Origin of the sequence: Bradyrhizobium paxllaeri (assembly GCF_001693515.2) — a bacterium.
GTDB lineage: Bacteria > Pseudomonadota > Alphaproteobacteria > Rhizobiales > Xanthobacteraceae > Bradyrhizobium > Bradyrhizobium paxllaeri.
Window position 1 is genome coordinate 6,263,980 of the sequence record NZ_CP042968.1, and the last position, 18,025, is coordinate 6,282,004.

Annotated in this window: 17 protein-coding genes and 1 pseudogene; 15 read left to right on the top strand and 3 right to left on the bottom strand. The window is 62.3% G+C overall.

What is annotated here, in order from left to right; genetic code table 11:
• The 15 genes and pseudogenes from LMTR21_RS29900 to LMTR21_RS29970 all read left to right on the top strand — a co-directional run bounded on the left by LMTR21_RS29900 (position 1) and on the right by LMTR21_RS29970 (position 15,111).
• Positions 1 to 414 (top strand): response regulator transcription factor, encoded by a 414-nt coding sequence (locus tag LMTR21_RS29900; RefSeq protein WP_283813522.1) that lies wholly within the window; start codon positions 1 to 3, stop codon positions 412 to 414.
• Positions 415 to 485: 71 nt separating this feature from the next.
• Complete coding sequence (locus tag LMTR21_RS29905) at positions 486 to 2,078, top strand: GAF domain-containing sensor histidine kinase (RefSeq protein ID WP_065751131.1); 1,593 nt, start codon at positions 486 to 488, stop codon at positions 2,076 to 2,078.
• Between the two features lie 310 nt (positions 2,079 to 2,388).
• On the top strand, positions 2,389 to 3,324 hold the full coding sequence (locus LMTR21_RS29910) for a helix-turn-helix transcriptional regulator (RefSeq protein ID WP_065751130.1): 936 nt from the start codon (positions 2,389 to 2,391) through the stop codon (positions 3,322 to 3,324).
• A 527-nt stretch (positions 3,325 to 3,851) separates the two neighbouring features.
• The gene (locus tag LMTR21_RS29920; RefSeq protein ID WP_065751129.1) at positions 3,852 to 5,069 is read left to right on the top strand and encodes an NAD(P)/FAD-dependent oxidoreductase; all 1,218 of its coding nucleotides are present in this window, start codon (positions 3,852 to 3,854) and stop codon (positions 5,067 to 5,069) included.
• Between the two features lie 76 nt (positions 5,070 to 5,145).
• Positions 5,146 to 6,120 (top strand): MBL fold metallo-hydrolase, encoded by a 975-nt coding sequence (locus LMTR21_RS29925; RefSeq protein WP_084030442.1) that lies wholly within the window; start codon positions 5,146 to 5,148, stop codon positions 6,118 to 6,120.
• A gap of 117 nt (positions 6,121 to 6,237) precedes the next feature.
• On the top strand, positions 6,238 to 6,360 hold the full coding sequence (locus tag LMTR21_RS41535) for a hypothetical protein (RefSeq protein ID WP_283813523.1): 123 nt from the start codon (positions 6,238 to 6,240) through the stop codon (positions 6,358 to 6,360).
• The gene (locus LMTR21_RS29935; RefSeq protein WP_065751127.1) at positions 6,360 to 7,007 is read left to right on the top strand and encodes an NAD(P)-dependent oxidoreductase; all 648 of its coding nucleotides are present in this window, start codon (positions 6,360 to 6,362) and stop codon (positions 7,005 to 7,007) included. Before LMTR21_RS41535 ends, LMTR21_RS29935 begins: the two co-directional genes overlap by 1 nt.
• A 45-nt stretch (positions 7,008 to 7,052) precedes the next feature.
• Complete coding sequence (locus LMTR21_RS29940; RefSeq protein ID WP_065751126.1) at positions 7,053 to 7,853, top strand: acetoacetate decarboxylase; 801 nt, start codon at positions 7,053 to 7,055, stop codon at positions 7,851 to 7,853.
• A 32-nt stretch (positions 7,854 to 7,885) separates the two neighbouring features.
• Positions 7,886 to 9,067, top strand: coding sequence for a DUF3734 domain-containing protein (locus LMTR21_RS29945; protein ID WP_065751125.1), 1,182 nt, complete (start codon positions 7,886 to 7,888; stop codon positions 9,065 to 9,067).
• 44 nt (positions 9,068 to 9,111) lie between these two features.
• Positions 9,112 to 9,894, top strand: a complete 783-nt coding sequence (locus tag LMTR21_RS29950; protein WP_065751182.1) for a 3-hydroxybutyrate dehydrogenase — start codon at positions 9,112 to 9,114, stop codon at positions 9,892 to 9,894.
• A gap of 20 nt (positions 9,895 to 9,914) precedes the next feature.
• Complete coding sequence (locus LMTR21_RS29955; protein WP_065751124.1) at positions 9,915 to 10,661, top strand: SDR family NAD(P)-dependent oxidoreductase; 747 nt, start codon at positions 9,915 to 9,917, stop codon at positions 10,659 to 10,661.
• Between the two features lie 132 nt (positions 10,662 to 10,793).
• Entirely contained in the window at positions 10,794 to 11,834 is a 1,041-nt protein-coding gene (locus tag LMTR21_RS29960; protein WP_065751123.1) for an HlyD family secretion protein, read from the top strand.
• A pseudogene (locus LMTR21_RS29965) lies at positions 11,831 to 13,429 on the top strand (MFS transporter); the annotation flags it as partial. The gene LMTR21_RS29960 and the pseudogene LMTR21_RS29965, both read left to right, overlap by 4 nt.
• A 369-nt stretch (positions 13,430 to 13,798) precedes the next feature.
• Positions 13,799 to 14,095: a TetR/AcrR family transcriptional regulator C-terminal domain-containing protein gene (locus tag LMTR21_RS41345; RefSeq protein ID WP_246175929.1), complete on the top strand. Its 297-nt coding sequence runs from the start codon at positions 13,799 to 13,801 to the stop codon at positions 14,093 to 14,095.
• The gene (locus LMTR21_RS29970) at positions 14,092 to 15,111 is read left to right on the top strand and encodes a TetR/AcrR family transcriptional regulator C-terminal domain-containing protein (protein ID WP_065751122.1); all 1,020 of its coding nucleotides are present in this window, start codon (positions 14,092 to 14,094) and stop codon (positions 15,109 to 15,111) included. Before LMTR21_RS41345 ends, LMTR21_RS29970 begins: the two co-directional genes overlap by 4 nt.
• 257 nt (positions 15,112 to 15,368) lie before the next feature.
• On the opposite strand, the gene LMTR21_RS29975 is transcribed toward LMTR21_RS29970, so the two are convergent.
• From LMTR21_RS29975 to LMTR21_RS29985, 3 genes are read right to left on the bottom strand one after another with little or no spacing between them, the layout of a single operon-like run.
• On the bottom strand, positions 15,369 to 16,202 hold the full coding sequence (locus LMTR21_RS29975; RefSeq protein WP_084030441.1) for an N-acyl homoserine lactonase family protein: 834 nt from the start codon (positions 16,200 to 16,202) through the stop codon (positions 15,369 to 15,371).
• 27 nt (positions 16,203 to 16,229) lie between these two features.
• Positions 16,230 to 16,613, bottom strand: coding sequence for a carboxymuconolactone decarboxylase family protein (locus tag LMTR21_RS29980; RefSeq protein ID WP_057859155.1), 384 nt, complete (start codon positions 16,611 to 16,613; stop codon positions 16,230 to 16,232).
• A gap of 27 nt (positions 16,614 to 16,640) precedes the next feature.
• Entirely contained in the window at positions 16,641 to 17,975 is a 1,335-nt protein-coding gene (locus tag LMTR21_RS29985; RefSeq protein ID WP_246174435.1) for an MmgE/PrpD family protein, read from the bottom strand.
• Between the last annotated feature and the right edge of the window lie 50 nt (positions 17,976 to 18,025).

Below are 18,025 nucleotides of genomic sequence, written 5' to 3' on the forward strand. Positions count from 1 at the left end.
GTGAGAGCGAAGAGTCATCCGTTGTCCAAGGCGCCTTTAGTCGCGATCGTAGATGACGATGAAGCTGTGCGAGAGGCCCTTTCCGATCTCCTTCTGGTGCTGGAACTATCGTGTCGCACTTTTGATCGAGCGGAGGCCTTCATGGCCGAGTACGTCCCGGGCAGGTTCGACTGCCTGATCACCGATGTGAGCATGCCTGGTCGCAGTGGGATCGATCTGCTGCAGCGGCTGCGGGACATCGGCTCCTCGATACCGGTGATCATTGTCACGGCTGACACAAATCCGGGGACGCTATCGCGCGCGACCAGAGCTGGCGCTTATGCATACCTGACGAAGCCGATGGAAAGTGAAGCGCTGCTTCGGCATCTGCAGTCCGCCCTGGGGCTGACTGGCTTTCCATCTGACGCCTGGTGAGAAAAATTTTCCGATGGCCAGCCCCCTTCACAAGGCGATCACAACGGACATAAGTGCCGAGGTGGACTGACATGTTCAACAGCATGCAAATACCCGCGGAAGTCATGGGAAAATGGCAGGAGATCGTAGATCTTCTGGCCGATATTCTCAGCGTTCCCTCCGCCTTGATCATGAGGGTAGAGCCTCCAAACATCAAAGTTTTCGTTTCCAGCGAATCCAAGGGAAATCCTTACGAACCGGACGAGGCCGCTTGTCTCAATACAGGGCTCTATTGTGAAACTGTAATGAACACCCGCCGACCATTGATGGTCCCGGACGCGCTGCAAGATGAGGCGTGGAAATCAAATCCGGACATCAAACTAGGCATGATCTCTTACCTCGGTGTGCCTATCAGTTGGCCCGATGGCCAGATATTTGGAACGATTTGTGTTCTCGACAGGAAAAGCAACAAATACAGCGAGCTCTACCTCAGACTGCTATTGCAGTGGCGGGACGTGTTGCAGGCGGACTTGAGATCCATTGCGACCATGCAGCGAGAGATTGAGCAACGCGAGGCGAAAATTCGCCGCCTGGTCGATGCCAACATCATCGGCATCATCATCTGGAATATGGAGGGTCAGATTCTTGATGCCAACAGTGAGTTTCTCCGCATCGTTGGATATGATCAGCACGATCTCCTGTCCGGTCGGATGAGCTGGGCGGACATGACGCCCCCTGAATGGCGCGATCGCACTGCGATGACGATATCCGAGCTAAAGAACAAGAGACCCGTGAAGCCCTTTGAAAAGGAGTATATCCGGAAGGATGGCAGCCGTATCCCGGTGTTGATCGGGGTCGCGAGCCTTGAAGGCACAGAGGACCAGGGCGTCGCGTTTGTGCTCGATTTAACCGAGCGTAAGCGGGCAGAAGCAGAAGCGCGTGAGAGCGAGCGGCGATTCCGCAACATGCAGATGGAATTGGCCCACGCCAATCGGCTGGCAACTTTGGGACAGCTTACGGCGTCTATTGCGCATGAGGTCAAGCAGCCGATCACGGCCGCGCTCCTGAACACCCAAACCGCTCAACGCCTGCTCACACGCCCGCAGCCAGATGTTGAAAAGGCCAAGAAAGCAATAGACCGAGCCGTGCTGAACGGCATGCGCATCGCTGAAGTTGTTGACCGGACGCACGCGTTGGTCAGGAAGGAGCCGGTGCGAAAGGATCGCCTGGAGATTAATGAAGCCATTTCGGAGGTTATCGGACTGACGCGCGGGGAAGTGTTGAAAAACGGCGTTCAAGTGCGGACTCACCTGGCGGAAGGTTTACCTGTCATTCAAGGCAGTCGGGTCCAGATTCAACAGGTGATGCTGAACTTGATCATAAATGCAGTCGAGGCGATGGGCCAAATCAGCGACGACCGTCGGGAATTGCTGATCAGCACCCAGGCTGAAGCCGACCGCGTTCTCGTTGCTGTGCGAGACTCCGGCCCGGGCCTGTCAGACGGCGCGATCGAGCGAGCCTTCGAGGCATTTTATACGACGAAGTCGAGCGGTTTGGGGATGGGACTATCCATCTGCCGCTCGATCGTCGAAGATCACGGAGGACAATTGTGGGCGACCGCAAACGTACCAAAAGGTGCGGCGTTTCAGTTCACAGTCCCTGTCAGTTCGGATTACCAGGATTGACAACGTATCTGCGCCTCCATACCTCGTGCAAACCTCTCTCGACCAGCCTTGCGGCCGCTGCCACACCTGACGCCACCTCTGCCGACTTCCCTCGCTAGCCTCGTCCCCTCATTCAATGAGTTTCTACTTCACTGCACGAAGGCTTTGCGATGCCGAACGCGCCGCCTGCACTATACCAAGGTGCAGGTCGGTCTATCCGCCGAACCCAGCCGGACCAGTCTCGCCGCACGATACCTTCGCGCGATGCCTGCCGTCATGATTGCAGGCAACGGAAGGCAATGACGCCACCCTCGACGCGAGAACAAGTCCAATGAGCAACCGAATCTTGCGCCATTCTTCAGAAGTTCTATCAACCGCGTCCGAGGTAGGTCCGGACCAACGCCGCCACGCCGATGTGGAGATGGCACGTGTGCTTCACACCAAGCCAGTTCGCATGGCGTTGGACGCCTCCGGTGCCGGGATCGCGCACTGGCAACATGAACCATTGCACGACGTCGTCGAGCCCATGAGCCACCACGTCATCATGGCCTACAACGGCTCGATGCAGCGCATCGAGCGGCGGTCAGGAGGATCGGTTGCGATTGGAACGTTTCGTCCCGGGGTTGTGATCATCATTCCGGAAGGATCAAGCTCCCGATGGGATATTCCGAAACCTGTTGATGTCGTTCAGCTCTATCTTCCTCACGCAACGCTCGAGCGCGTTGCCGACGAAGCCAACACCGCCACACCGATCAATCTCCTGGAGCGAACGGGACATCCCGACCCCGTTACGTCCCGATTGCTCCTGAGCGCGGCGGATGTCCTGGAGGGCAACGAGGCCCTGGATGCGCTGTTCCGACAGCAATTGACGGACCTCCTCGCCACGCGCGTCCTGGCCGCGCACACCGGCTCGCCCACCCCGTTCCAGCCGACCGTGGGTGGGCTGGCCCCGAAGGTCCTGCTCCGCGCCATCGAGCGCTTGCGCTCGGACAGTGACGCGGACGTCTCTCTCGAGGCGCTCGCTTCGGACGCCGGCCTGTCTCGTTTCCACTTCTGCCGCGCCTTCAAGGAAAGCACCGGGCTCTCCCCGCATGCCTGGCTGCGCCAGCACCGGCTCGAGCAGGCCATGAACATGCTGCGCGATACCGACGAATCAGTCGTCTCGGTCGCAGCCGCGCTTGGCTACTCCTCGCAGACCGCGTTCGCCGCAGCCTTCAGGAAGCTGACCGGCGAAACCCCGAGCGATTGGCGACGGCGCATGCGGTAGCAGCAATCGCTCTACAGGTACGGCAATCGCTCTGGGGCAGCCGCCAGTCTAATTCGCTAGATCACCATGGTGCTCAACGCCAATAACGGATGGAGACAAAACGATGGCCTGGAAGAACGTCATCAGCCCGCTTGCAATCGCACCCCGACGGAGGGTCGTCGCGACCGCCCTCGTGTACGGACTTTCATTGAGCGTTCGCTTCACCTCGGCAGCGGGTGAAGAAACGGAAATTCCGGCACAGGCCGCGCACACTGCAAATCCCGTACCTTCCATCCTCTTTTACAAGGACTGGCCCGCCAAGCCGGTTCCGTCGACTGCCTTTCAACGCAGCTCTCTCATGGGCCCCAGAGGCTGCCGAGCGGCGTGCGAGCGCTCGATGCCGATCTCGTTAGTGCCGGACTGCCCCGCTCCGTAACAGCCGGGGCTTCGTCTCACATCCCTGCGTCACCGATCGTACGAGGATTGCCGCCATGAGCGGCGGCGATGACGCGTGCGTCCAATAACATTCAACCACAGGAGCAAACACCATGCGACTTATCATCATTGGGGCCGGCTTCGCCGGCATGTACGCCGCACTTTCCGCCGCCCGCCTGCGCGACATCCAGGGCGTTTCGCCGGAACAACTCCAGATCGCACTGATCGCGCCCGAGCCGACGCTGGTCGTCCGCCCGCGGCTCTATGAGCCGAAGCCGGAAACGCTGACGGCGCCGCTGCTGGACGTCCTCAAGGCGATCGATGTCGACTATGTGCAGGGCAGCGCCGAGACGATCGACACCAAGGCGCAGACGGTGCAGATCGCGACGCCCAAGGGCACGCGAAAAACGCTTTCTTACGACCGTCTGGTGGTAGCCACCGGCAGCCGGCTGTTCCGCCCCAACATTCCCGGCCTTGCCGAGCACAGCTTCAGCGTCGACTCGCTCAATGACGCGATCGCGCTCGACAAGCATCTGCACGGCCTGGCTGACCGACCAGCCGTGAACGGGCGCGACACGGTCGTCGTTGCCGGCGGCGGTTTCACGGGCATCGAAGCGGCCACCGAGATACCCTCGCGCTTGCGCAAGATCTTCGGCAAGGATGCCAAGACGCGCGTGATCATCGTCGACCGCAACAGCGCGATCGCTCCCGATATGGGCGAAGGCCCCCGCCCGCTCATCGAGGAAGCCATGCGCAAACTCGGCGTGGAGACCAGGCTCGGGGCCGGCGTCGCCTCGCTCGACAAATCCGGCGTCACCCTGTCCAACGGCGAACACATCGAAACCGAGACCGTGATCTGGGCGGCGGGCATGCGCGCCGCGCCATTGACCCAGCAGATCCCCGCCGAGCGTGACAATTTCGGCCGCCTGCTCGTCGACCGCGATTTGCGCGTGCCGACGGTGCCCGGTGTCTTCGCCACCGGCGATGCCGCAAGAGCCGCATGCGACGATGACGGCAACTACGCACTGATGTCGTGTCAGCACGCGACGCGCATGGGGGCCTTCGCCGGCAACAACGCCGCCGCGGAGCTCCTGGGCGTGCCGACCAAACCCTACCACCAGAAGGGTTACGTCACCTGCCTCGACCTCGGCGAATCCGGCGCGCTGTTCACGCGCGGCTGGGAGCGCGAGGTGACGATGGTCGGCGACGTCGCCAAGAAAACCAAGCAGGAGATCAACACCGTCTGGATCTATCCGCCGAAGGCCGAGCGCGCCGCCGCACTGGCCTCGGCCGATCCGGAGCGTGTGACTGACGTGACCGGCTTCCTCTAGGCCTTCACGCGAAACGGGCCGCGCTTCTCACGCAGCAGCGCGGCCCGCCCAGCACCGAACGCAAGAGCTTTCAAGGATGGATCAGATGATCCGCAACACTCGAGAGGAGACAAACATGAACCTACACAACACCTCACACATGAGCCTGGACAACCCCTCACATCTCGGTCGACCGGGACACGACGAGCTGGTTCCGTCGCGCTACGCGGTGCGGGTCGGCGAGATTGAGGTGCTGGTGATCAGCGATGGGGTGCTATCGCTGCCAACCAAGATGTTGGCACACGACACCGACCCGGCCGTCCGGGCGGCTTGGCTCGAAGACATGTTGCTGCCGCCGGAAATGATCGATTGGCCGCTGAACGTGGTCGTGGTGCGTAGTGGCGGGCAGACCATACTCGTCGACGCTGGGCTAGGGGTGAACCCGAACTTGCCGAAGGCCGGGCGAACAGTCCAGCGACTGGAGGCCGCCGGCATCGATCTCGGATCCGTGACCGACGTGGTGCTGACCCACATGCACATGGACCACATTGGCGGGCTGCTCGTCGACGGCGTGAAGGAGCGGCTGCGTCCGGACCTGCGGATTCACGTTGCGGCCGCCGAGGCCGAGTTCTGGGCGTTGCCCGATTTTTCCCAAACCGCCATGCCGGAGGGCTTCCCGGACGCGCTTCGGGCGACCGCCAATCGGTTCTTGAACGAGTACCGCAGCCAGTTGCGGCTGTTCAAGGAAAAGCACGAGGTGGCTCCAGGGGTGGTCGCCATCCGCACCGGCGGCCACACCCCCGGGCACAGTGTGGTTCGCCTGGCGTCCGGCGGCGACCGGCTGACATTCGCCGGCGACGCCGTGTTCACGGTCGGGTTCGAGAACCCCGACTGGCACAACGGCTTCGAACACGATCCCGAGGAGGCGGCCCGCGTTCGGGGCCGGCTTTTGCGGGAGCTGGCAGCGACCGGCGAGCTGCTGGTGGCCACTCACCTGCCGTTCCCGTCCGTCGGCCGGGTGGCGGTCACCGGCGACGTGTTTCGTTGGGTACCGGTCACCTGGGATTACTGACCGCTTGTCGGGTTAGGGCGAACCAGGGCGCGCAGTAAGCGCTTCATCCGATACGGGCCGCGTTTCCAGCACCGGAGTGCGGCCCGCCCACGCAAAACCCCTTGGAGCTCGACCTCGATGAAACACGAGACCCTGCGCGCCTCGCAGCTCAACGGCAGCGCCTTCTGCGTGGACATGCATGTCAAGGAAGTCACCCTACACGGCGATCACGCTTCGAAGCCGCGCGACGGGTGGGTGTGATGAACGTCGTTGTCTTTGGTGCAACGGGGTCGACAGGCCGGCTCGTCGTCGAGTCCGCCTTGTCCGCGGGTCACGTCGTCACTGCCTTTGTCCGTGACCCAAAGCGCATGCCCTTGACGGATCCGAATCTCAGGATCGTCAAGGGCGATGCAATGGATCCAGCCGCGATGGCGTCTGCGGTCCAAGGTACGGATGCGGTTATCTGCGCGTTGGGGGCGATACCTCAGGCGAAAGGGGACCGGGGTCGACGCCAGCCCAGTGTCCCGGTTTGCTCGGTGGGAACCAAGAACATTCTGGCGGCCATGCCTCGAGGCCGTGGCCGACTCATCGTTGAGAGTTCGGTCAGCGTCGGTGAGAGCTACCACACCGGGAGTTTCGGCGCAGGCTTCATGGTCAAGCTCGTACTCAGGGAGGTGATGGCAGACAAGGAGGAGCAAGAGGCAGCTGTTCGGAAGAGTGATTGCGATTGGACGATCGTTCGACCGGCAACGCTGACATTCAAGCGCGCTCGCGGAAACCTGAAGGCAGGGACCGATCTGCGCTGGAACATCACCTCAACAGCCACCCGCGCGGACGTGGCCGAGTATCTGGTCAAGATCCTCGATGACCCCGCGACATACAGGAAGGCCATAACGGTGCGCAACTAGGAGCGCGACCCGCTCACCCAAAAACCCTTTTGGAGCTCGACCTCGATGAAACACGAGACTGTGCGCGCAAGCGCATTCGCCATGCCGCTGACGAACCCGGCCTTTCCCGCCGGCCCCTATCGCTTCGTCAACCGCGAATACTTCATCATCCAGTACCGAACCGATCCCGAAGCGTTGCGCCGTATCGTGCCGGAGCCGCTGGCGATCACCGAGCCCGTGGTGAATTACGAATTCATCCGCATGCCTGACTCCACCGGCTTCGGCGACTACACCGAAAGCGGCCAGGTCATCCCGGTGTCCTACCAGGGCGAGCGCGGCAGCTTCATCCACCAGATGTTTCTCAACGACCATCCGCCCATTGCAGGCGGGCGCGAGCTGTGGGGCTTTCCCAAGAAGCTCGCGGAGCCGAAGCTCGCGGTCGAGACCGACACGCTTGTCGGCACCTTGAACTACGGCTCGGTCCGCATCGCGACTGGCACCATGGGCTACAAGCACCGCGCGCTCGACGCCGCTGCCGAAGCCAGGAAGCTTGCCGGACCGAATTTCCTGCTCAAGGTCATCCCGCATGTCGACGGCACGCCGCGTATCTGCGAGCTGGTGCGCTTTCACCTCGAAGACATCACGGTGAAGGGCGCATGGACCGGGCCGGCCGCTCTGGATCTCTTCTCCCACGCCCTGGCCCCGGTCGCTGAGCTGCCGGTCCTTCAAGTGCTGTCGGCAAAGCACGTTGTCGCCGACCTGACGCTCGGGCTTGGCACCGTGGTCCACGACTATCTGGCCCCGAACGTGGCTGTACGGCGACGCGGCTCCGGGTCCGAAATCCTGATCGAAGCGAATGCCGGCTGATCGGACCAGTCGCAATGCAAGGAGTATTGGCAATGCTGAACGTAATACGCGAGCAGACTGATCCTGTGCCGCAGCCGCGCAACAAGGCGCTGCTGCCTTATGATGTTGTCGCGCTGGTGCTGCAAGGCGGCGGCGCGCTTGGCGCCTACCAGGCAGGCGTCTATGAGGGCCTGCACGAAGCGGGCATCCGGCCGAACTGGCTGGCCGGCATCTCGATCGGCGCGCTTAACGCCGCCATCATCGCGGGCTCGCCGGAAGACGAGCGCGTCGCGCGGCTCCGCGAGTTCTGGGAGACCATCTGTGCCTTTTCGATAGAGTGGCCCGCCGGCGAAGGGCTGGCCAATGCCCTGCCCTTCGCGTTCGACATCAGTTCGGTGCGTAACGCGCTGGCGGCGGCGAAGGCGTTGGTCCAGGGCCAATCCGGCTTCTTCAAGCCGCGCTTCCCGTCGCCGCTCTGGTCGCCGTTCTCGGGCGATGCCGCGACCAGCTTCTACGATACGGCACCGCTACACCAGACCCTGGAGCGGCTCGTCGACTTCGATCGGTTGAACTCGGGCGAAGTGCGCGTCAGCGTCGGCGCGGTCAACGTCCGCACCGGCAACCTGACCTATTTCGACACCGCCGAACGCCGACTGGGGCCAAAACATTTTATGGCTTCCGGCGCGCTGCCGCCGGGATTCCCCGCCGTCGAAATCGAGGGTGAACACTATTGGGATGGCGGCGTTGTTTCGAACACGCCTCTCTCCCGCGTACTGTCCGGCGAGCCTCGCGATACGCTGACATTCCAGATCGATCTGTGGTCGGCCAGGGGCCGGGTTCCCTACGACCTGATGGAGGTGTCGAGCCGGCAGAAAGACATTCAATATTCAAGCCGCACCCGCGCCGTCACCGACCAGGCACTGCGGATGCAGAAGATGCGTCAGGCACTGCAACGAACCCTCGAGAAGCTGCCGGCGAGCGCAAAGAGCGATCCGGAACTCCGTGCGATCGCGGACCTCGCCCGCCATCGCTCCTACAACATCGTCCACCTGATCTATCAGTCCAAGGTCTATGAGGGCCATTCAAGGGACTACGAATTCGGGCTGAGTGCGATGCGTGCGCATTGGCAGAGCGGACTGGAAGACATCCGCCGCACGCTGGCCGATCCGCGGCGCCTGGATCCGCCGGCTCCCGAAGTCGGCATCGTCACGCACGACATCCATCGCCCGGAATGAACAGCGGCAGATTTCGTTTCCAGAAAGCATCGAAAGGAATTCCCATGTTGAAGGGCAAGGTAGCCATCGTCACCGGATCGACCAGCGGCATTGGATTAGGAATCGCCAGGGAGCTGGCGCGAGCCGGCGCCGATCTGGTGTTGAACGGTTTTGGTGACGCAGGCGAGATCGAGGCGATCCGCCGCGGGGTCGAGCGCGACCATGACGTGCGCGCCGTCTACGATGGCGCGGATATGTCCAAAGGAGATGCCGTGCGCGGATTGATCGCCGCGACGGTCGAGAAATTCGGACGCCTCGACATTCTGGTGAACAATGCCGGCATCCAGTTCACCGCGCCGGTGGATGAATTCCCGGCTGCCAAGTGGGATGCAATCCTCAGCATCAATCTGTCGGCCGCGTTCCACGGCATTGCCGCCGCGGTGCCGCAGATGAAAAAGCAACGCTGGGGACGGATCGTCAACATCGCTTCCACACACGGCCTTGTCGCCTCGACCCACAAGGCTGCCTATGTCGCAGCCAAGCACGGGCTGGTCGGCCTGACCAAGGTGGTCGGCCTCGAGACGGCCGGAAGCGGCGTCACCTGCAATGCCGTGTGTCCCGGTTGGGTGCGGACGCCCCTGGTCGAAAAGCAGATCGGCGATATCGCCGCGCAACGCGGCATCAGTCGGAAGGAAGCTAGCGAGGAGCTTCTTGCCGAGAAACAACCATCCCTGCAGTTTGCCTCGCCGGAGCAGCTTGGCGGCACCGTTGTGTTCCTGTGCTCCGGCGCGGCGGATCAGATCACGGGCACGACAATCTCCGTCGATGGCGGTTGGACAGCGCGGTAACAGACGAAAGGCGATCGAACATGCAGAGCGAGAAAGTAGTTATCGTCACAGGCGGCAGCTCCGGCATCGGACGGGCAGCGGCACTGCGCTTCGCCAGGCAAGGCGATAAGGTGCTCGTTACCGGCCGCCGTCCCGGCCCCATCGAGGAAACAACGGCCGAGCATTCGAACATCGCTGGCCTCGTTGCGGATACCGCCTCCGCCGAAGATGCCAGGCGCACGATCGCCAAGGCAGTCGAAATCTGGGGCAGAGTGGATGCCTTGGTCAACAATGCGGGCGCAGGCGCAATCCTTCCGCTGGCCGATACGACAGCCGACAGGGTCACGGACATCTTCGCCGTAAATGTGCTCGGCCCAAGTCTGCTCGCCGCTGCTGCTCTTCCTCACTTGAGGGCAAACCGGGGTACGATCGTCAACGTCTCGAGCACTTTCGGCCACAAGCCGGCGGCTGGGCTATCCCACTACGCAGCCAGCAAGGCTGCGTTGGAGCACTTGACCCGCTGCTGGGCGCTGGAGCTTGCAGCACTCGGCATACGGGTGAACGCCGTCGCGGCAGGCCCCACGGAATCAGGCGCGCTGACTGGCATGATGGGGCTCTCCCTCGAACAGGCCGCGGCAATCAAGGAACAGGAAAGAGCGCGCATACCGCTGGGACGACGCGGCGTTCCGGAAGATGTAGCCGAATGGATCGTGCGGCTTGCCGGCTCCGCTTCGGAATGGATGACAGGTCAGGTGATCGATGTCGATGGCGGCCTGGGATTGGCTTAGTTGCGGGCTGATCAGCCGCCTCGCGGCTGAGCCAGCAGTGAATCCCGTTGGATACGCGCGGCTGTAGCAGACCGGATTACGGGCACCTCAATTTCAATCGAAGGCGGCTGAACCGCGCAGTGGTGACGAACGATGAGCATTTCCTCGCCGAAGAAGAGAAAGATGATCGGCCTGCTGCTGTGCCTCGGCGCGGTGGCGGTCGTCGCTGCTGGATGGACCTGGGTTCATGCCAGCGGCGAGGCATCGACTGACAATGCCTACCTCCGTGGGGACGTGACCTCGCTCGCGCCAAAGGTTGCGGGCTACGTCATGGCCGTGGAGGTCGAGGACAACCAGACCGTCAAAGCGGGTGACGTCCTGTTCCGCATCGACGATCGGGACTATCGCGCACGGCTTGCGCAAGCTCAGGCCAATGTCGAAGCTGCGCGAGCTCGCCTCACCAATGTCGACGCGGACGTCCAGCTTCAGCACGCCGTCATTCGGCAGGCCGAGGCCCAAAAACGCTCGAACGTTGCCGAAATGATCCTGGCGACCAAGGCCTCCGATCGCCGCCGGGAGTTGATCCGCACCAGCGCGGTCAGCCAGGCCCAGGTCGACGAAAGTGACGCCGCGCTGGCGAGAGCGGAGGCAGGTGTATCGGCGGCGTCGGCAACGGTAGAGGCTCAGCAGCAACGCATCGCCGTGCTTGCTACTCAGCGCGAAGCTGCCGTCGCTGCCCTGGCGCAGGCAACGGCCGCGCGCGATCTCGCTCAGATCGACCTCGACAACACCGTCGTACATGCGCCCGTCAACGGCGTCATCGGCAACCGCCAGGTCCGCGTCGGCCGGCTTGTCGCGCCGGGCGCCTCCCTGATCGATATCGTGCCGGTGAACGACGTGTGGGTGGTCGCGAACTTCAAGGAAACCCAGATCGAGCGTATCCGGCCCGGTCAGCGCGCCCGCATCACCGTCGACGGCTATCCGAACCAGACGTTGGACGGCGTGGTGGACAGCTTTGCGCCCGGCAGCGGGTCTGCCTTCAGCCTCCTGCCGGTGGACAATGCCACGGGGAATTTCATTCGCGTCGTTCAGCGCGTGCCGGTGAAGATCCGGTTTGCCGGCAATCCATTGCCGGGCCGCCTCGTGCCCGGGCTATCCGCGCGTGTCGAAATCGATCTGGGGAGCGGCTCATGACCACGGCCGTCGCCGCCACCCCGAGCCGCGCTGTGCCCGCGACAGGCTCCCTTCTTGTCGTGGGCGTTGTGGTTGCCGCCCTGACCGAGGCGATCGCCAGCACCGTGCTGTCGCTCGGGCGCAACGATATCATCGGCGACACCTATGCAACACCGGACGAGTTTGCCTGGCTCGATATCGGATACACCGCGCTGAAGCTGATCGGGTTCATGACCGCCCCCTGGCTGATGATCCGCATCAATCCGCGCAGCCTCATCATCGGCGCGACGCTGATCATGGGCACGGCATGCGGCATCGCCGCCATCACGGCCCGGTTGGACCTGCTGGTCGCGCTCCGCATGATACAGGGCTTCTCCGGCGGCGCCTTGCTTGTCGGGGGACAGGCCATCATCTTTCTCGCCTATCCGCGAACCCACCAACCGATCCTTCAGGCGCTGTTTGCGATGGGGTCGGTCGTCGCGCCCGCGACAATCGCCCCGGCCCTCCAGGGCTGGTTGATCGACAGCCAGTCCTGGACATGGATATTCTTCAGCGTTGTCCCGGTGGCCCTGGCGGCTGCCGGACTGCTGGTGATCGCCGACGGCCCGAGCCCCGTTACGGCTGTGCGCCGTCGGTTCGACTGGATCGGCTTCTCACTGATTTCAGTCGCACTCTTCTGCTTCACCTATGTCCTCAGCCAAGGCAGCCGATGGCTCTGGTTCGACGAACCCCGCATTCTCTGGCTGACGGTGATCGGCGCTGCCGCCCTGCTGGCATTTCTCGGCCAGCAAGTGGTGGCGAAAGGCCAAGGCCTTCTCGATTTCACCGTGTTCAAATCCGAGGATTTTTGCTTCGCCTTCATCGTCAGCTTTGTCGCCGGCGCCGCGCTGTTCGGCAGCGCATTCCTGATTCCGTCGTTTGCCGTATCCGTGCTCGCGTTCAGACCCACCGACGCCGGCCAGCTTTTGCTGCCGAGTGGCGCGTTTTTCATCTTCACGCTCCTGATAGCCGCGTTCCTCATGCAGGTCCGCCGCGTCCCTCCGGTCGCCACCGTGCCCTTTGGCATCCTGATGATCATGGTTGCGATGTGGATGCTGTCCGGCTCGACCAGCCAAAGCGGCGCGGACGACATGATGGCGGCCATCCTGTTGCGCGGCCTGGGCCTCGGCTTCCTGTTTCTGTCGATCACCCTGATCGCCTTCAGCGAACTCAACGACCGCAACCGTGCGTTCGGGATCGGTCTCTTCGATACAGGCCGCCAATTCGGCGGTCTCATGGGAGTAGCCGGACTGCAGACGTTGATCGACCACAACGTCACCGGCAATGTCGCGGTGCTTGGCGCCAGCGTCACCGCAGGCGTTCCGGCGGTCAGCGAGCGGCTGGCGGCGACGACGGCGATGCTGACTGCAAAAGGAATGGACGCGGTGGCCGCCGGCCGGGCTGCCACGAGCCTGCTTGGCAGAGCCGTAACCGGTCAATCCACCGTGATCGCGTTCGACACAGCGTTCAATGCCGTCGCGCTGCTCTTTGTCATCGCCGCGCCCATCCTAGTCGCCATCAAGGTCGGATTCCACCGCTACGCGAAAATGCACGCTGCGCAGTCAGTCGGGATTGCGGATACAAAACACGAAGCATCGCTACCGACCTCCGCGCGACCGGACGATGCTGAATCGGAGCCGGATGCTCGTGCTGACATCGTGCTAGCGATCAGCGAAGCTCTCGCTCATACGAGCGGCGGGCCGGCGGACCTCGATGGCATCCTGGATCGAAGCGGATACTCGAAAGAAGACATTCTATCGGAATTCGACAGCGTCGACGATCTCGTCGTCGCGATCGCCGAACACAAAGCGTCCCTCATATCGCAGCCATTGGTGAGGAGAGCGCGTCCTGGCACCCTGGACGATGCACGCGAAACGCTCATCGCGTTCGGACGCGTTGCCTGGAAGGAGTACTCGACCACCTTTGTCGGGTTCATTCGGATGATGATGACCGAAGGTGCACGCAATCCTGCGCTCAAGAAGCGGGTGCACGAGGCGGGGCAAGCGACTGTCACATTCGAACTGCGGGAGTTTCTGTCGGCAACAAATGAGAGGGGGATTCTGTCGATATCGGACCCTCAGCTATACGCCGAGCAATTGCTGGGACTGCTGAGGGAACCGCTCTACCAGGCGCTCATGCTGAGTCCTGCAATGCGCCAGGAGGGAGCAGCCGCCGACCGCGTCAGGGCCAACATCGAAGGCTTCATTCATGGATGCGCGAGCGCGAGAGACATGATCCGATGAGCGCAGCTAACGACATTGTCCAGTCGAATCGGACCTGGCTGAGGCGAAGTGGAGAGAGCCCTTCAAGACTGAAGGTAGTCGGCGATGTCCCGCCGGACCTGGCGAACAGCATCGACGAGAATGGATCCCTGGTGACCGTCGATCCCGCCGACTGGATCGTCTGCTTCGTACCAGGCCTTCGACGGCAATGGTGGCATCGGTTCGTTCATCACAGGCATAAGCACGTCTTTGCCATGCGACCAACGAGCACGGGGAGCTGGCTGCTCGTGGAGCCCTGGTGGACGCGCATGATGGTGACGATCTTGCCGCCGGCCGATGCTGTCAGATTTCTGCGGTGGGGTGCGATGGGTGATATCCTTCGCGTCCGTGAAGCGGTCCCGGGTAAAGCGAGCCAGCTGCGTGGGTGGTCGAACTGCGCGGTTCTCTCGGCGTTCCTGTTGGGGAGATCGAGCTGGGCATGGACGCCGCACGGTCTCTACCGGCAATTGCTCCGCGAAAAGTCAACACGGCCCGCAGATGTTCAGCAGCTTCTCGTCGACCAATTCACCGAAGTCGTCAGCCACTACTCGTCCAACGCCCTGAGTGTCGGTGCCGACCAGCTTTCCCTGCCACTAAGGGAGTTGCTCATCACCATTGGACGCAATCTTCTCGGTACGATGATGACGCCGTCGTTGCTGGAGGTCTGCTACACGGCCATCCTCGAAGCGGACCGCTACCCCGATGCGACACGAGCCTATGCGCAACATGGCCCTAAGCCGGCCATCGCAGTCCTTGCCAAAATTCTCGCAAAAGCGAAGCACGCCGGCGAAATCGATCTGGCGGATTGCGAAGCCGGCGCCCGCCAGTTTCTTGGAATGCTCCACGGAAACATCCATCTGGAAGCCGTGCTCCAGCTCGGCGACATACCAACGCTTTCCGAGATCGATTTGCGCGCTCGCACTACAGTGAAAGCCTTTCTCGATGGTGCTGTGCCTTGCGAGATGGCGCCAATCGTTGCACGAGCATTGACGGCGTGACAGCTGAGGAACTCCCGGGCAAGAAGCAGCCATCGTGTCCCGCCGTGCTCCTGGAGGCGGCGCTCCAGACAATCGCGGCGTGGATCGTACGGCTTCCAGCCTCGATTCGGAATAGCCCGAACTACCCGCAAAGGTCGCCGTGCTTTCGACTTCATCAACCAGTGTCGGACATTCTGTAAACCGCTCATTGCGCGAAGACTGGTCGACGGACGGAAAGCGTTGACGCATTCGCACGCTTCAGGAAGCCTCGCAATCGGCTAGTGCCCTTGCAGAAAGTCGGCACGAACTGGTGCAAAGCCTGACGGGGGCACGTCAAGACGTACAGCAATGCCCTCCAGCGCCGGGCTCGGCGCTGGATAAAGCTTCATCACCAGCGGGTCGTGCCCCGGAACGATATGGTTTTCGTCCGGTGCGAGCGTGAGCAATCGTTCGAACCCCTCGAGCATCTCACCGATGTGCAGCGCCGTAGTGAACGGCCGCTCGCTTGCCATGTTCTCGTAGAAATGGCTGACATCGGAGGCAAGCACGACAAAACCCCTGCGCGTCCTGACACGGACGAACTGAAGTCCGGCCGAATGGCCGCCTGCCGCATGGATCGTCAAACCGGGCGCGAGTTCGGCATCGCCATTGTAGAACAAGACCCTGCGGGCATAATTGAGCCGCACAATCCCGCAGATGTCCTCGACCTCAAAGGAGTGCGACAGCCGCGGATACCGCATGAAGCGACCGGTGGCATAGGCCAGCTCACGTTCCTGAAGGTGGAAGCGCGCCTTCGGAAACCGGTCGAAATTGCCGGCATGGTCGTAGTGCAAATGCGTGAGGATTACGTCCTCGACCGCATTCACATCAATGCCGAACGCGTCGAGTGTCTCGACCGGACAACGCAGGAAAGTCCGATTGCGCTTCTTCGATACTTCCACGTTGAAGCCGGTATCGATGACGAAGGTACGTCCCCCTCCTCTCGCCACCCACATGAAGTAGTCCATCGGCATCGGTCCGTCGTGCGGATCTCCGCCGATGAAGTGATCGCTGCGCCGCGCATCGCGGGTCGCATAGCGAATGGCGAAGAGTTCATACTCCTGCTCAGCCATGCGATCTCCTGCCATCCTCGCGATTAATCACTTTGCCTCGACTTCGTTGAACGCCTCGCGCGCGTTGCGGAAGGCATCAATACCGGCAGGCACGCCGCAGTAGACCGCCACCTGCAGCAGGATTTCCTTGATCTCGTCCTTGGTGAGGCCGTTCTTTAGCGCGCCTTTGACATGCAGCTTCAGTTCGTGCGGACGGTTCAGCGCGCCGAGCATCGCCAGATTGACGATGCTGCGGGTTCTCCGGTCCATCCCAGGCCGGGTCCACAGCGCCCCCCAGCAGAATTCGGTCGACCATTCGGCCATCGTGCGGGTGAATTCATCGGCGCCCGCGATCGACTTGTTGACGTAGTCCTCGCCGAGCACTTCCTTGCGGACCTTGAGGCCCTTTTCGAACAGTTCGCTTTTGCTCATGGATCGTCCTTTCAGGTTTGTAGAGCGTTACTGTTTGATCAATGGTGTGGAGCCTTCGTGGTGCAGGCGCTGCATCAGGCTGGGGATGTCGTCGCATGCGTCGAGCTGCCAGACCGCCTCGATGATACGTTCGGCATCCCAATTGCTTCCCCCGGTGCGCACGCCGTCACGCAGTTTAGCTTCGATGTCACGATCGCCGAGCGGGTCGGCAAGACTGCCGCGCGGAGACGTCACGGTTTCAGCCACGGTCTCTCCCGATGCCAGGCGGATGCTGACATGCGCTGCACCGTCAGGCATGGAGCCGTCGAGTTCGGCCCGCACCTTCTCGCGGAATTTTGCAATGTCGGGCCGAAACACCGTTTCGCGCGCAAACTCAGAGACGCCGGCGGCTCCGATCAGCAGGCTGCAGGCAACGCAATGATGAATACTCACGCGGGCATCGCGCTCGTTCCTGACCGGCCGGTCCCCGCGTGCAAGCAATAGTGCAGACCCCTGCACTATCACCGCCTCGATTTGATCGATCCGTCCAATGCGGCTGCGCAGCGCAAAGCAGGCGTCGATGACAGCATGAAACACGATGCCTGCTGGATAGGGCTTGTAGGTGTTCTTCGATATCTCCCACGTCCGGCCAAGGCTGCCGAGCAGGCGTTCGAGATCGGGATCATCACCCATGGCGCGCGCCCAGCCGAGCGGCCCCTCGATCGCCCGTGGCGCGGCTTCATAGCCCTGCTGCGCAAGCAATGCGGCGAACAACCCGTTCCGCGCAGCATTGCCGACGCTGACATTCTTGGCTGCGGTCGGAAGATTCTCGACATTGCCCGCCGATTGGCTCGCGGCAATGCCGATCGCATTGGCGATGCCGTCCGCAGACAACCCGAGCAGTTTCGCACAGGCCGCCGCCGCACCGAAGATCCCGCAGGTCGAGGTGATGTGCCAACCGCGTGCATAGTGGTGCGGAGAGACGGCGTTGCCGATGCGGCACTCGACCTCCACGCCCAGGATGAAAGCCGTCAGAACGTCGCGGCCGGGCAGCTCGCGCGCCTCCGCTAGCGCAAACGCGGGAGCTGCAACTGGTGCAGCAGGATGGATGATCGTTTCCGGGTGGGTGTCGTCGAAATCGAGCAGGTTGGCCGAGATGGCGTTGACGAATGCCGCACTCATCGCATCGAGCCGGTCAGTCCGGCCGATCACTGCCGAGGTCGCGGCACCGCTAAACGGCGACAAGGTCCGCATGGCGATGGTGACCGCCGGATCATGGGCCGAGCCGAGGGCGGTAGCGAAGAAATTCAGAATCGATCGCTTGGCCTCATGTTGCTGTGCCGCGACATCCGCCCATGACGTGGCGGCAACCAATTCAGCCAACCTCCGGCTGACGCCTGAAACTTCGCTTTGCGGCACCTGGGCGCATTCCT

What these genes read in the sequence shown, in the direction of transcription:
- LMTR21_RS29905 (WP_065751131.1), top strand. Translation starts at nt 486, where the DNA reads ATGTTCAACAGCATGCAAATACCCGCGGAAGTCATGGGAAAATGGCAG.
- LMTR21_RS29910 (WP_065751130.1), top strand. Translation starts at nt 2,389, where the DNA reads ATGAGCAACCGAATCTTGCGCCATTCTTCAGAAGTTCTATCAACCGCG.
- LMTR21_RS29920 (WP_065751129.1), top strand. Translation starts at nt 3,852, where the DNA reads ATGCGACTTATCATCATTGGGGCCGGCTTCGCCGGCATGTACGCCGCA.
- LMTR21_RS29925 (WP_084030442.1), top strand. Translation starts at nt 5,146, where the DNA reads ATGGATCAGATGATCCGCAACACTCGAGAGGAGACAAACATGAACCTA.
- LMTR21_RS41535 (WP_283813523.1), top strand. Translation starts at nt 6,238, where the DNA reads ATGAAACACGAGACCCTGCGCGCCTCGCAGCTCAACGGCAGCGCCTTC.
- LMTR21_RS29935 (WP_065751127.1), top strand. Translation starts at nt 6,360, where the DNA reads ATGAACGTCGTTGTCTTTGGTGCAACGGGGTCGACAGGCCGGCTCGTC.
- LMTR21_RS29940 (WP_065751126.1), top strand. Translation starts at nt 7,053, where the DNA reads ATGAAACACGAGACTGTGCGCGCAAGCGCATTCGCCATGCCGCTGACG.
- LMTR21_RS29945 (WP_065751125.1), top strand. Translation starts at nt 7,886, where the DNA reads ATGCTGAACGTAATACGCGAGCAGACTGATCCTGTGCCGCAGCCGCGC.
- LMTR21_RS29950 (WP_065751182.1), top strand. Translation starts at nt 9,112, where the DNA reads ATGTTGAAGGGCAAGGTAGCCATCGTCACCGGATCGACCAGCGGCATT.
- LMTR21_RS29955 (WP_065751124.1), top strand. Translation starts at nt 9,915, where the DNA reads ATGCAGAGCGAGAAAGTAGTTATCGTCACAGGCGGCAGCTCCGGCATC.
- LMTR21_RS29960 (WP_065751123.1), top strand. Translation starts at nt 10,794, where the DNA reads ATGAGCATTTCCTCGCCGAAGAAGAGAAAGATGATCGGCCTGCTGCTG.
- LMTR21_RS41345 (WP_246175929.1), top strand. Translation starts at nt 13,799, where the DNA reads ATGACCGAAGGTGCACGCAATCCTGCGCTCAAGAAGCGGGTGCACGAG.
- LMTR21_RS29970 (WP_065751122.1), top strand. Translation starts at nt 14,092, where the DNA reads ATGAGCGCAGCTAACGACATTGTCCAGTCGAATCGGACCTGGCTGAGG.
- LMTR21_RS29975 (WP_084030441.1), bottom strand. Translation starts at nt 16,202, where the DNA reads ATGGCTGAGCAGGAGTATGAACTCTTCGCCATTCGCTATGCGACCCGC.
- LMTR21_RS29980 (WP_057859155.1), bottom strand. Translation starts at nt 16,613, where the DNA reads ATGAGCAAAAGCGAACTGTTCGAAAAGGGCCTCAAGGTCCGCAAGGAA.